Origin of the sequence: Rhodococcus sp. BUPNP1 (assembly GCF_002215235.1) — a bacterium.
Taxonomy (GTDB): Bacteria; Actinomycetota; Actinomycetes; order Mycobacteriales; family Mycobacteriaceae; genus Rhodococcus.
In genome coordinates this window covers 174,222-187,744 of record NZ_NERM01000005.1, presented here as the reverse complement: position 1 = coordinate 187,744, position 13,523 = coordinate 174,222, and the positions used below count along the sequence as shown (strand labels likewise).

11 protein-coding genes are annotated in these 13,523 nt (G+C 69.5%); 10 read left to right on the top strand and 1 reads right to left on the bottom strand.

Features of this window, described 5'->3' with window-relative positions:
- The first annotated feature begins 150 nt into the window (after positions 1-150).
- From B9C99_RS07170 to B9C99_RS07140, 7 genes are read left to right on the top strand one after another with little or no spacing between them, the layout of a single operon-like run.
- The gene (locus B9C99_RS07170) at positions 151-1,035 is read left to right on the top strand and encodes a xanthine dehydrogenase family protein subunit M (protein WP_026061182.1); all 885 of its coding nucleotides are present in this window, start codon (positions 151-153) and stop codon (positions 1,033-1,035) included.
- A 4-nt stretch (positions 1,036-1,039) separates the two neighbouring features.
- Positions 1,040-1,525 carry a (2Fe-2S)-binding protein gene (locus B9C99_RS07165; RefSeq protein ID WP_088897393.1) on the top strand — a complete coding sequence of 162 codons (486 nt, stop codon included), beginning with the start codon at positions 1,040-1,042 and terminating at the stop codon, positions 1,523-1,525.
- Positions 1,525-3,918, top strand: coding sequence for an aerobic carbon-monoxide dehydrogenase large subunit (locus tag B9C99_RS07160; protein WP_088897392.1), 2,394 nt, complete (start codon positions 1,525-1,527; stop codon positions 3,916-3,918). The genes B9C99_RS07165 and B9C99_RS07160 overlap by 1 nt, the downstream gene beginning before the upstream one ends.
- A gap of 46 nt (positions 3,919-3,964) precedes the next feature.
- Entirely contained in the window at positions 3,965-4,876 is a 912-nt protein-coding gene (locus B9C99_RS07155; protein WP_088897391.1) for an XdhC family protein, read from the top strand.
- Entirely contained in the window at positions 4,873-5,772 is a 900-nt protein-coding gene (locus tag B9C99_RS07150; protein ID WP_088897390.1) for a MoxR family ATPase, read from the top strand. The genes B9C99_RS07155 and B9C99_RS07150 overlap by 4 nt, the downstream gene beginning before the upstream one ends.
- Entirely contained in the window at positions 5,769-7,019 is a 1,251-nt protein-coding gene (locus tag B9C99_RS07145) for a VWA domain-containing protein (protein WP_088897389.1), read from the top strand. The genes B9C99_RS07150 and B9C99_RS07145 overlap by 4 nt, the downstream gene beginning before the upstream one ends.
- A 2-nt stretch (positions 7,020-7,021) precedes the next feature.
- Positions 7,022-9,055 (top strand): cytochrome c oxidase assembly protein, encoded by a 2,034-nt coding sequence (locus B9C99_RS07140; protein ID WP_088897388.1) that lies wholly within the window; start codon positions 7,022-7,024, stop codon positions 9,053-9,055.
- 75 nt (positions 9,056-9,130) lie between these two features.
- Here B9C99_RS07140 and B9C99_RS07135 read toward each other — a convergent pair whose 3' ends face one another.
- A complete protein-coding gene (locus tag B9C99_RS07135) occupies positions 9,131-9,985 on the bottom strand; it encodes a tryptophan-rich sensory protein (RefSeq protein WP_088897387.1) in 855 nt (284 codons plus the stop codon).
- 96 nt (positions 9,986-10,081) lie between these two features.
- Here B9C99_RS07135 and B9C99_RS07130 point away from each other — a divergent pair, with 96 nt between their 5' ends.
- From B9C99_RS07130 to B9C99_RS07120, 3 genes are all read left to right on the top strand, one after another.
- Positions 10,082-11,212 carry a lipase family protein gene (locus tag B9C99_RS07130; RefSeq protein ID WP_253250002.1) on the top strand — a complete coding sequence of 377 codons (1,131 nt, stop codon included), beginning with the start codon at positions 10,082-10,084 and terminating at the stop codon, positions 11,210-11,212.
- Between the two features lie 164 nt (positions 11,213-11,376).
- Positions 11,377-13,050, top strand: a complete 1,674-nt coding sequence (gene ettA / locus B9C99_RS07125) for an energy-dependent translational throttle protein EttA (protein WP_026061184.1) — start codon at positions 11,377-11,379, stop codon at positions 13,048-13,050.
- Positions 13,043-13,465, top strand: coding sequence for a thioesterase family protein (locus B9C99_RS07120; protein ID WP_088897385.1), 423 nt, complete (start codon positions 13,043-13,045; stop codon positions 13,463-13,465). The genes ettA and B9C99_RS07120 overlap by 8 nt, the downstream gene beginning before the upstream one ends.
- Positions 13,466-13,523 lie beyond the last annotated feature (58 nt).

Genomic DNA, 13,523 nt, shown 5'->3' with positions numbered 1-13,523 from the left:
GACCCGCCGGCGCGGACATGGGGGTTCGGTCCAGATCGTCCGTTTCGACCCGCGGACCGTGGCTCGGGGCTAACCTGGGCGCCGAAGGGGGAAGTGCGGACGGATCGGCGGGGGAAAACCGATGCGTCCGCCCGAGGGTGGGAGTTCTTCATGCAGGTTCCTGGCCCGTTCGAATACGCGCGCGCAACCGGAGTGGAGCACGCCGTCGAGCTGCTCGACCGGCACGGAGAAGGTGCCCGCGTCGTCGCCGGCGGACACAGCCTTCTTCCGATGATGAAACTGCGGCTCGCGAATCCGGAATACCTGATCGACATCAACGACCTCGGGGACGAACTCGACCACATCACGGTCGAACCCGAGGTCGTTCGCATCGGTGCCCTCGTGCGCCACCGTCGGCTGCTCGAATCCGACGAACTCGCCGAGATCTTTCCGATCTTCCGGGACGCGGAGAAGGTCATCGCCGATCCGATCGTCCGCAACCGCGGGACCCTCGGAGGGTCGATCTGCCAGGCCGACCCCGCCGAGGATTTGTCCACCGTGTGCGCCGTGCTCGGCGCGACGTGCGTCGTCCGCGGCCCGGCGGGGGTGCGTGAACTCGCCTTCGACGACTTCCACCTCGGTGCCTACGAGACGGCGGTCGCCCCGAACGAGTTGCTCGTCGAGGTGCGACTGCCGCGGAAGGGCACCGCCTCGAGCGCGTACGAGAAGGTCGAGCGTCGCGCGGGGGACTGGGCGGTGGCCGCGGCGGGCGCCGCGCTGTGGATGGCGGACGACGGACGCATCACCGACGCGCGTGTCGGGCTGACGGCCGTGCGCCCCGACGAGGCGGCACTGTCGAGGGTGTCCGAGCTGTTGCGCGGCTCGCCGCCCTCGGAGGAACTCTTCCGCGAGGCGGGCGCCGCGGCCGCGTCGGCATGCGATCCCGAGACCGATCAGCGCGGCACCGCCGCCTACAAACGTCACCTCGCATCGGAGTTGACGGTGCGGGCCCTGCGCCGATCCGCCGAACGTCTCGGCGTCACCGAAAGGGTGTGAACCGATGCAGATCTCGATGACGGTCAACGGCGAGAGCGTCACCGCCGACGTCGAACCCCGGACACTGCTCGTGCACTTCCTGCGCGACCACCTCGGTCTGACCGGAACGCACTGGGGATGCGACACGAGCAACTGCGGAACGTGTGTCGTCGCCGTGGACGGCGAACCGGTGAAGTCGTGCACCACGCTGGCGGTCATGGCCGCGGGCCACGAGGTGCTCACCGTCGAGGGACTCGAACGCGACGGTGTCCTCGACCCCGTGCAGGAAGGCTTCGTGCGCTGCCACGGACTGCAGTGCGGCTTCTGCACCCCGGGAATGATGATCACCGCCCGGGCCCTGCTCGATCGCGATCCCGACCCCGACGAGGCGACGATCCGCGAGGCGATCTCCGGGCAGATCTGCCGCTGCACCGGCTACACCACCATCGTCCGGTCGGTCCGGTGGGCCGCCGAACACTCCTCGAAGGCGCAACCCACGGAGGTGTCGTGATGACCGCCGTCGAACCGGACACACGCCCGGAGGAACAGGACAACGATCGCAAGCCGTGTGGTCACGGCCGGATGCTGCGCAAGGAGGACCCGCGATTCGTGCGCGGACGCGGCAACTACGTCGACGACGTCCGGCTGCCCGGCATGCTGCATCTCGCGGTGCTCCGCTCGCCGGTCGCGCATGCCCGCATCAACGGCATCGACACGTCCGCCGCCCTCGCGCACCCGAAGGTGCGGGCGGTGATCACGGGCGCCGACCTCGCCGAGAAGGGCCTGGCCTGGATGCCGACGCTGTCGAACGACGTGCAGGCCGTGCTGGCCACCGACAAGGTGCGCTTCCACGGTCAGGAAGTCGCCTTCGTCGTCGCCGACGATCACTACTCGGCGCGCGACGCCCTCGAACTGATCGACGTCGACTACGAGATGCTCGACCCGGTCGTCGACGTGCGCACGGCCCTGTCGCCCGAGGCGCCGGTGATCCGGACCGATCTGGACGGCAAGACCGACAACCACTGCTTCGACTGGGAAGCCGGCGATGCGGCGGCGACCGACGCGGTCTTCGCGAAGGCCGACGTCGTCACCCGGCAGGAGATCGTCTATCCGCGGGTGCATCCCGCCCCGATGGAGACCTGCGGTGCGGTCGCCGACTACGACCGGATCTCCGGGAAGCTGACGCTCTGGTCCACCACGCAGGCCCCGCACGCCCACCGCACCCTGTACGCGCTGGTCGCGGGTCTGCCCGAGCACAAGATCCGCGTCATCTCACCCGACATCGGCGGGGGATTCGGCAACAAGGTCCCCATCTACCCCGGCTATGTCGGGGCGATCGTGGCGTCGCTGGTCACCGGGCATCCGGTGAAGTGGATGGAGGACCGCAGCGAGAACCTCATGAGCACCGGCTTCGCGCGCGACTACATCATGGTCGGCGAGATCGCGGCGACGAAGGAAGGCCGCATCCTCGCCATCCGGTCGCAGGTCCTCGCCGACCACGGTGCCTTCAACGCCACCGCCGCCCCGGTGAAATATCCGGCCGGCTTCTTCGGTGTGTTCACCGGCAGCTACGACATCGAGGCCGCCTACTGCCACATGACGGCCGTCTACACGAACAAGGCGCCCGGCGGCGTCGCCTACGCCTGCTCGTTCCGCATCACCGAGGCCGTGTACTTCGTCGAACGGCTCGTCGACTGCCTCGCCTACGACCTCGACATGGACCCGGCGGAACTGCGCCTGAAGAACCTCCTGCGACCCGAGCAGTTCCCCTACACGAGCAAGACCGGCTGGAAGTACGACTCGGGCGACTACGAGACCACCATGCGCAAGGCCATGGACATCGTCGGTTACGACGAACTGCGCCGCGAGCAGGCCGAACGCCGCGCTCGGGGTGAGCTGATGGGTATCGGCATGTCGTTCTTCACCGAGGCCGTCGGAGCCGGTCCGCGCAAGGACATGGACATCCTCGGTCTCGGCATGGCCGACGGGTGCGAACTGCGTGTCCATCCCACCGGCAAGGCCGTCGTGAGGTTGTCGGTGCAGTCGCAGGGACAGGGGCACGAGACGACCTTCGCGCAGATCGTCGCGGAGGAGATCGGCATCCCGCCCGACGACATCGACGTCGTGCACGGCGACACCGACAACACCCCGTTCGGGCTCGGCACCTACGGGAGTCGCTCGACACCGGTGTCCGGGGCGGCCGCCGCGCTCGTCGCGCGGAAGGTGCGCGACAAGGCGAAGATCATCGCCGCCGGCATGCTCGAGGTCTCGGTCGCCGACCTCGAATGGGAGAAGGGCCGCTTCCACGTGAAGGGCGACCCGGGAGCGTCGGTGACCATCCAGGACATCGCGATGCGCGCCCACGGTGCCGGCGACCTGCCCGAGGGTCTCGAAGGCGGTCTCGAGGCGCAGATCTGCTACAACCCCGAGAACCTCACCTATCCGTACGGTGCCTACTTCTGCGTCGTCGACGTCGATCCCGGCACCGCGCAGGTGAAGATCCGCCGGTTCCTGGCCGTGGACGACTGCGGCACCCGCATCAACCCGATGATCATCGAGGGCCAGGTGCACGGTGGCATCGTCGACGGGATCGGTATGGCCCTGATGGAGATGATCGCGTTCGACGAGAACGGCACCTGCCTGGGCGGGTCGTTCATGGACTACCTGATCCCCACGGCCCTCGAGGTGCCGACGCTCGAGACGGCGTTCACCGTCACCCCGTCGCCGCACCATCCGATCGGCGCGAAGGGCATCGGCGAATCCGCCACCGTCGGTTCGCCACCCGCGATCGTCAACGCGGTCGTCGATGCGTTGAAGCCGTTCGGCGTCCGGCACGCCGACATGCCGCTGACGCCGTCGCGGGTGTGGGAGGCCATGCAGGGTCGCGCGACCCCACCGATCTGAGCGACGCCACCGGACGATGCCAGTAGAACGATCGGAGGACGGGAACATGGATCTCGCGGTGCGGGCGAAGCAGTTGCGCAGTGAACGACGGCCGTTCGTCGAGGCGACGGTCGTGCGGGCACAGCCACCGACGTCCGCACACTCGGGCGACCGGGCACTCGTCCTCGCCGACGGCACGATCGAGGGGTTCGTCGGCGGGCAGTGCACCGAGAGTTCCGTGCGTGAGGCGTCCCGCACGGTGCTCGAACGAGGGGAGAGCATGCTCCTGCGGGTGCTGCCCGCCGGGGCCGGCGAGTTCCCCGACACCCCGGGAGCGACGATCGCGGTCAACCCGTGCATGTCCGGCGGGGCCACCGAGATCTTCCTCGAACCACGGATGCCCCCGATCGTGGTGGCCGTCTTCGGGGACTCGCCCGTCGCCGAAGCGGTAAGCGACTTCGCGCGGCGCGTCGACTACTCGGTGGAACCGATCCGCGGGACGCGCGTGCCCGCCGAGGCGTCGGTGGTGATCGTCGCGAGCCACGGGGGCGACGAGGCGACCGTGATTCGCGCGGCCCTCGACGCCGGAAGCCGATATGTCGGCCTGGTCGCGAGTCGCACCCGGGGCGACGCGGTGCTCGACGAGGTGGAACCGACCGACGAGGAGCGTGCCCGCATCCACACCCCGGCCGGCCTCGACATCGGTGCCCGCACCCCGGCCGAGATCGGCTTGTCGATCGTCGCCGATATCGTGCGTGTCGCGCGCAGCGGCGGGCTCGCCCGATCCTCCGAGGAGACCGGGCGACGCATCGAGGTGCCGCGGGAGACGGGCCCGAAACCGCGCACGGCCGTCGACCCGGTGTGCGGGATGACCGTCACGGTCACCGAGTCGACCCCGCACCTCGTCGTCGCCGGGCGGACGGTGTGGTTCTGCTGCCCGGGCTGTCGCCGTCGCTACGAGAAGGACGACGTGGCGTGACCGATCCGTCGTCCCCGGGCATCTTCACCGACGTCGACGACGTGGTCGCCAGGTTCGACGACCACGACCATCTGCTCGATCAGGGCACCGCCGCCGCGATCCACCTCGCGGTCGCGCTGGGCCGACCGTTGTTGCTCGAAGGCGAACCCGGGGTCGGCAAGACCACCGCCGCCAAGGTCCTTGCGCAGATCCTCGGCAGCCCGCTGATCCGGTTGCAGTGCTACGAGGGACTGTCGGTCGCCGAAGCTCTCTACGACTGGAACTATCAGCGTCAACTGCTCGCGATCCGGCTCGCCGAAGCGCGTGGCGAGGTTCCCGCGGAGGCCGATCTGTACTCCGAGGAGTACCTCCTCGAACGCCCCATTCTGCGCTGCGTCCGCCATCGCGGCGACAGACCCGCCGTCCTGCTCGTCGACGAGATCGACCGCGCCGACGACGAATTCGAGGCGCTGTTGCTCGAATTCCTGGGGGAGTTCGCCATCACCGTCCCCGAGCTCGGCACCCTCACCGCGACCCGCCCGCCCGTCGTGGTGCTCACCTCCAACCGGAGCCGCGACCTGCACGACGCACTGCGAAGGCGCTGCCTGTACCACTGGATCGACTTTCCCGACCGTGACCGTGCGGTGGCGATCCTGCGGCGCACGGTGCCGTCGGCGAACGTCGCGCTCGTCGAACGCGCCACGGATTTCGTCGCGGTGGCCCGCGGCCTCGATCTCGACAAGGCACCGGGGATCGCGGAGACCATCGACTGGGTGTCGGCGCTCGCGGCGCTCGGCGTCGCCGACCTCGTGCGGCCCGAAGCGGCGATGTCGCTCGCCGCGCTCGCGAAGACCCCCGACGACGTCGATGCGCTGGGGGAAGCGCTGACCACCTTCGTCTCCACCGAGGTGTCGTGAGCGCCCGATTGCTTCCCGGGGTCGATCACGCAGCCTTCGCGGTCGGACTGGTCGACCGGCTCAGGTCCGCCGGGATCGTGGTGCCGGCGGACGGCGCGGCGACCTTCACGCGTGCGCTGCGCGTGTGCCCTCCGAGCACCCGGAGCCGGTTGTACTGGACGGCGCGGCTCACCCTCGTCGACCGGCACGAGAGCCTCGCCACCTTCGACGCGGTGTTCGACCGGGTCTTCGGCGACGCTCCGCTCCCACTCGACCCGCACGCCCGCCGCACCGGACCCGAGGACGACGGCACGCCCGCGGCGCCCACGACGGACGCGTCCCGTCTCGGGCGGGATGCTCCGGCCGGTGGCCACGACGTCCCGTGGGTCACGAGGACCGTCGTCGAATCGGCGGAGGGGGAGCGGGCGGCCGACCGGCCCGGCCGCGAGGTCGCGAGTGCGCTGGCGGAGATCGCCGACCGACGATTCGACGACCTCGACCCCGCACGACTCGCACTGCTCGAATCGTGGATCGAGGAGGCCGGCGTCCGATGGGCGACCCGCCGCACCCGGCGCCGGGTCGAACGCCACACCGGACGCGTCGACGTGCGGGCGAGCATCGCCGCCTCGCACAGCACCGGGTTCGAACCGCTCCGGTTGATCCGCACCCGTCCCGGTCGACGGCGGCGGCAGATCGTCGTCTTCTGCGATGTCAGCCGGTCGATGCGGCCCTACGTCGGGGTGTATCTGCATCTCGTCCGTGCTCTTGCGCACACCGGAACGGCCGAGGTCTTCGTGTTCTCCACCACAGCGACGCGTCTGACGCCGGTCCTGCGGCACCGGTCGGTCGAGCAGGCGATCGACATCGCCAACGACCGGGTGCGGACGCGGTTCGGGGGCACCCGCATCGCCGGGTCCCTCGCCGAGGTGGTCGCCTCCCACCACGGCCACCTGTTGCGCGGAGCGATCGTCGTCGTCGCGTCGGACGGTTGGGACAGCGACGATCCCACCGCACTCGCGCACGTCCTGGCCAGGATCCGGCGACGCGCCCACCGGGTGGTGTGGCTCAATCCGCGGGCCGGGCAGTCCGGTTTCACGCCCTCCACCGGGGCGATGTCCGCGGCGCTCCCGCACTGCGACGCGTTGGTGGCGGCCGACACACTCCTCGCGTTGCAGCACGCCGTCGACGTCGTCACATGCGCCGATTCCGGCCCCGGAGGGCTCCGACGGCGTGTCGTAGGTCATGGCGTGGACGTCCTACCCTGGTAGGCATGGCAACATCCGAGCTCGCGTCTCCCGCGCAGCCTCCGGCGCCCGCCCCTACGAGGGGAAACCCGCCGGCACTGCTGATCCTCTTCGGCCTCCTCGCCGCCATCGTCGCGGCGTTCGCGGTCGGACTGTCCGCTGCGCAGGCTCTGGTGTTGCTCGGCATCCCCGATCCCGGTCCGCTCACCACCTACGGTCTTCCCGCGGTCCGTGCGATCTCCGAGATCGCGACCGTGATCACGATCGGATCGCTGTTCTTCGCGGCCTTCCTCGTGCCCCCGCAACGAGGGGGTGTGCTCGACGTCGGCGGCTACCGTGCCGTCCGGACCGCGGGCGTCGCGGCGACGGTGTGGGCGATCACCGCGGCGCTGATGGTGCCGCTGACCCTGTCCGACACGTCCGGCAGCCCGCTGAGCGAGGCCATCCGTCCGGAGAACCTCTTCTCGGCGCTCGGCCAGGTGGAAGTGTCGCTGGCCTGGGCCTGGACGACGGTGCTCGCCCTGATCACCGCCCTGCTGATCCGGCTCGCGGTGCGCTGGTCGTGGACGCCCTATCTGCTGCTGCTGTCGTTCATCGCGCTCATGCCGATCGCCCTGACCGGGCACTCCTCGTCGGGCGGTTCGCACGACATGGCGACCAACAGTCTCGTGCTGCATCTCGTCGCGGCGTCCGTCTGGGCGGGCGGGCTGTTCGCCCTGCTCGCGCATTCGATGCGGGGTGGCGAGCACACCGACATCGCGGCGCGGCGATTCTCCTTCGTCGCCGGACTCGCCTTCGTCGTCATGGCCGTCAGCGGTGTCATCAACGCCGCGGTCCGCATGTCGTTCGACGACCTGACCACGACCACCTACGGCAGGCTGCTGCTCGCGAAGATCGTCGCGCTCATCCTGCTCGGCATCTTCGGCTGGGCACAGCGCCGCCGGGCCCTGCCGGCCCTCGAGGCCGACCCCACCAACCGGTCCGCGCTCGTGCGGTTCACCCTCGTCGAGGCGTTCGTCCTCGCCGCGACGATGGGTCTGGCCGTGGGACTCGGCCGCACGCCCCCGCCGCCGCCGGCCTCGGTGCCGACGATCCAGGAGGTCGAGCTCGGCTACCAGCTCGACGTACCGCCGTCGTTCGTGAGCCTGTTCTTCGGCCAGTGGCGCTTCGACCTGATCTTCGGCACGGCTGCTCTCGTGTTCGCCGCCGCCTACGCCGTCGGACTGTGGACGCTGCGCAAGCGCGGTGACTCGTGGCCGGTCGGCCGGTCGATCGCCTGGTTCTCGGGTTGCTTCGTGCTGTTCGTCGCCACCAGTTCCGGCGTCGGGATGTACTCGCCGGCGATGTTCAGCGTGCACATGGGCGCGCACATGGCCCTGTCGATGCTCGCCCCGGTGCTCCTCGCGCTCGGCGGGGCGATGACCCTCGCCCTGCGTGCGCTCAAGCCGGCCGGACGCAACGCCCCTCCCGGACCGCGCGAATGGATCCTCGAGTTCCTCCATAGCCCGCCGTCGCGCTTCTTCACGCATCCGATCGTCGCGTCGGTCATGTTCGTGGGCGGCTTCTACGCCCTGTATCTCGGCGGGATCTTCTCCGCGACCATCGACAGCCACACCGCGCACGTCCTGATGAACCTGCACTTCCTGCTCAGCGGCTATCTCTTCTACTGGGTGGTGATCGGTGTCGACCCGTCGCCGCGCGACCTGCAGCCGGTGACGAAGCTGGCCATGGTCTTCGGTTCGCTCCCGTTCCACGCCTTCTTCGGTGTCACCCTCATGAGCATGGGCACGGTGATGGCCGAGAGCTACTACCGCGGCCTGGCACTGCCGTGGAACTACGACCTGTTCTCCGACCAGAAGGTCGGCGGCAGCATCGCGTGGTCGGCCGGTGAGATCCCGCTCGTGCTCGTGATGCTCGCCCTGCTCGTCCAGTGGTCGCGCAGCGACCGGCGCACGGCGCGACGTGTCGACCGGGCCGCCGAGCGCGACGACGACGCCGACCTCGCGGCACACAACGCGATGTTCGCCGAGCTGGCGCGCCGCGACCGCGAGGGTCGCTGACCGCACACGCTCCGACGTGCACATCTCGTCGCGACACGCCGAAACGGACCGACGAGACGTGCACGTCCGAGGAGATCAGGCCGTTGCTGTCGTGCGGGTGGGGGAGCGCTCGGCGCCGATACGGATCACCACGGTGGCCACGACTGCGATGACCGCGGCCGTCACGGCGGCGACCGCTGCGGGCGTGGACACCAGCCCACCGTCACCCGTGCGGGCGACCGCGATCCACGCCAGACCCCACACGAGCGCGCCGGTGACGGCCAGCCGGCCCCGGCCCGCAGTCGCGAGGAGGACGGAGACGGCCGCGACGACGGCCAGCACGATGATCGCCCACACGTCGGCTCCCCAGCCGAACGGATCGATGTCCTCGTAACGCAGGGCCGCGGAGGTGTTGGCGACGGTCGCCACCGACACCCAGCCCAGGTAGACGAACATCGTGCCGTCGACGACCACCGCTTCGAGCCTGCTCGACGGCAGCACGCGCGTGAAGATCAGGAACACCCGGACGAGCACGGCGAGCAGCGCGACGATCACCACGACACTCAGCCAGACCTGGTCGAACTGGATCGCCGTGATCCACGCGGCGTTGAGCAGCATCGACGCGGCGATCCACCAGCCCGCCGCACGCTGCCGCGCATCGGTGTGGTTCGCCGGGAGCGCCTGCCACACCGCGAGCGCGAGCAGACCGGCGTAGATGAGGGTCCAGATCGAGAAGGCCGGGCCGCCGGGAGCGACCGCCGTGGCATCCGCCGACAACGCACCACCCGCGGCCTCCGCGACCGGCGTCCCACCGGCCGCACCCGAACCGAAGAACGACACCACGACGGCAAGCGGAGCGCTCACCGCCACGGCCACGACGCGGGCAATGTCGCGACCGGTGCGGGTCGCGGGAGATGTGGCGGGCGCGGATCCGTGGGAGGGGGATGTCATGCCGGGAGGGTGCCCGTCCTGCGGATCACTCAATCCCGGTCCGGCGAATCGGACGAATGCGGACGTAGCGGCCGCACGGCCCGTATCGTCCACGACGTGACCCGTACCACGCGTGTCCCGGCCCTGCTGCTCACCTGTGCCCTGGCACTGCTGACGCCACTCCTCGCACCTCCCGCGGTGCATGCGAGTCCGACGCCGGGGACCGTCGTCGATGTCGCTCCGCTCGAGCCCGGGCTGTCGCTGCCCGGCGCGTCCTCGGCGCGGACCCTGGCCTACACGACGCAGTGGCGCAGCGGCGCTCCCATCACCGCGACCGGGGCATTGTTCCTTCCCCACGGCACGCCTCCCGAGGGAGGGTGGCCCGTCGTCGCGTGGGCGCACGGCACCGTCGGCCTCGACGACTCGTGCGCACCCTCGCGGTTGCCGCGCACACCGCGCGACACCGCCTATCTCGACCACTGGCTCGGGCAGGGTTACGCCGTCGTGGCGGCCGACTATCCGGGTCTCGGGTCGGACGGACTGCACCGCTATCTGGACGGGCAGAGCGCCGCGAACAGCGTCATCGACATCGTGCGGGCAGGACGCGCCGTCGAACCGTCGCTGTCCGACCGCTGGGTCGTGATCGGCCAGTCGCAGGGTGGGCACACCGGTCTGCACACCGCGCACGCGGCGACCACCCGCGCACCCGAACTGGACTTCCGCGGGACGCTCACGACCGGCGCCCCGTCCAACCTCGAGTACCTGTTCCCGCTCGGATTCCCGGGCTTCCCCGATCTCGGCCTCGACGGACTCACCGCCTTCGCCGCCTACATCTTCGCGGGCCTGCGCGACGCCGATCCGGCCCTGGACCTCGACGGATACCTCACGCCCCTCGGCCGGGAGATCGTCGACGCCGCCGAACACCTCTGCTACGACGACCTGATCGACCGGTACGGCGAGGTCGGCGTCGGTGAGGTCCTCGCCCGACCGCTGGACGACGACGGGTTCCGTGCGGCGTTCACCGACTACCTCGCCGTGCCGACCGCCGGATACGACCGGCCGCTGTTCCTCGCCCAGGGCCTGCGCGACACGACGGTGCCCGCGCCGCTCGCGTTCAAGCTGATCGCGGATCTGTGGGCCGGTGGTGCGAACGCGCAGTTCAGGACGTATCCGACGGGGCATTCGGAGACGATGTTCGCGTCGCTGCCCGACACCACGGGCTTCGTCGCGGAGCTACTGCGACCATGACAGCTGCGCTGTTGCGACCGTGACAGCTGCGCTGTTGCGACCCCGACAGCGGAGCTGCTGCGACCCCGGCAACTGCTCCGGCACCTGCCGGACTCCGGCGCCGGCCCCACCTGTCGCGCTCGCACGATGTGGGTTATCGACCGTCGACCGATACGCTGGTGGTCATGGCGGAGTTCATTTACACGATGAAGAAGGTGCGCAAGGCGCACGGTGACAAGGTCATCCTCGATGACGTCACCATGAGCTTCTACCACGGCGCGAAGATCGGCGTCGTCGGACCCAACGGCGCGGGCAAGTCGTCGATTCTCAAGATCATGGCCGGGCTCGATCAGCCCAGCAACGGCGAGGCCTTCCTCGATCCGGAGGCCACCGTCGGCATCCTCCAGCAGGAGCCGCCCCTCAACGAGGAGAAGACGGTCCGGGAGAACGTCGAGGAGGGCCTCGGCGAGATCAAGGTCAAGCTCGACCGGTTCAACGAGATCGCCGAGCTCATGGCCACCGACTACTCCGACGAGCTGATGGAGGAGATGGGCAAGCTCCAGGAGGAGCTCGACCATGCCAACGCGTGGGATCTCGACTCGCAGCTCGAGCAGGCCATGGACGCTCTGCGCTGCCCTCCGCCGGACGAGCCCGTCACCCATCTCTCCGGTGGTGAGCGCCGCCGTGTCGCGCTGTGCAAGCTGCTGCTGAGCAAGCCCGACCTGCTGCTCCTCGACGAGCCCACCAACCACCTCGACGCCGAGTCGGTGCTGTGGCTCGAGCAGTTCCTCGCGTCCTACCCGGGCGCCGTGCTGGCCGTCACCCACGACCGGTACTTCCTCGATCACGTCGCGCAGTGGATCTGCGAGGTCGACCGCGGCAAGCTGCACCCCTACGAGGGCAACTACTCCACCTACCTGGAGAAGAAGGCCGAGCGTCTCGAGGTCCAGGGCAAGAAGGACCAGAAGCTGCAGAAGCGGCTCCGCGAGGAGCTCGAGTGGGTCCGCTCCGGCGCCAAGGCCCGGCAGACGAAGAACAAGGCGCGTCTGGCCCGCTACGAGGAGATGGCAGCCGAGGCCGAGAAGTACCGCAAGCTCGACTTCGAGGAGATCCAGATCCCGACGCCGCCGCGTCTGGGCAACGTCGTCGTCGAGGTCGAGCACCTCGACAAGGGATTCGACGGCCGCGTCCTGATCAAGGATCTGTCGTTCACGCTGCCGCGCAACGGCATCGTCGGTGTCATCGGCCCCAACGGCGTCGGCAAGACCACGCTGTTCAAGACCATCGTCGGTCTCGAGGAGCCGGACAGCGGCACCGTCAAGGTGGGCGACACGGTCAAGCTGAGCTACGTCGACCAGAATCGCGCGAACATCGATCCGAAGAAGACGGTCTTCGAGGTGGTCTCCGACGGTCTCGACTTCATCGAGGTCGGACAGAACGAGATGCCGTCGCGTGCGTACGTGAGCGCGTTCGGGTTCAAGGGCCCCGACCAGCAGAAGCCGGCCGGTGTGCTCTCCGGTGGTGAGCGCAACCGCCTGAACCTCGCGCTCACGCTCAAGGAGGGCGGCAACCTGATCCTCCTCGACGAGCCGACCAACGACCTCGACGTCGAGACCCTGTCGTCGCTCGAGAACGCCCTGCAGCAGTTCCCGGGCTGCGCCGTCGTGATCTCCCACGACCGCTGGTTCCTCGACCGCACCTGTACCCACATCCTGGCGTGGGAGGGCAACGTCGAAGAGGGCAAGTGGTTCTGGTTCGAGGGCAACTTCGAGGCCTACGAGGCGAACAAGGTCGAGCGTCTCGGAGCCGATGCGGCACGTCCGCACCGCGTCACGCACCGGAAACTCACGCGTGACTGAGCGCAACGGCCACCGGCCCTACCGGTGCCCGATCGAGGTGCGCTGGGGCGACTCCGACCGGCTCGGACACGTCAACAACGCCAAGGTCGTGGAGTACCTGCAGGAAGGGCGCATCAAGTTCTTCCGGAGCGTGCTGCCGGCACGCGACGCCGTCGTGGTCCGGAAGATGGACGTCGAGTTCCTGCGGCCGCTCAAGGACTCGTCGGCGCCGATCGAGGTCGAGACGACGGTGCTGCGTATCGGCACGAGCTCGTTCACCGTGCGTCAGACGATCCTCGACCGGGAAGGCATGGTGTGTGCCGTCGCCGACACCGTGCTCGTCGGCTTCGATCCCGAGACCGACACGTCCCGGCCGCTGACCGACGAGGTGCGCGCGGTGCTCGACCGGCACCGCGCCGTCACGCCCACCGGCTGAGCCGGTACGGCGTGTCGGCCGGCTGAGCCGGTCACCCGACCCGCCGGTTCCGACCCCC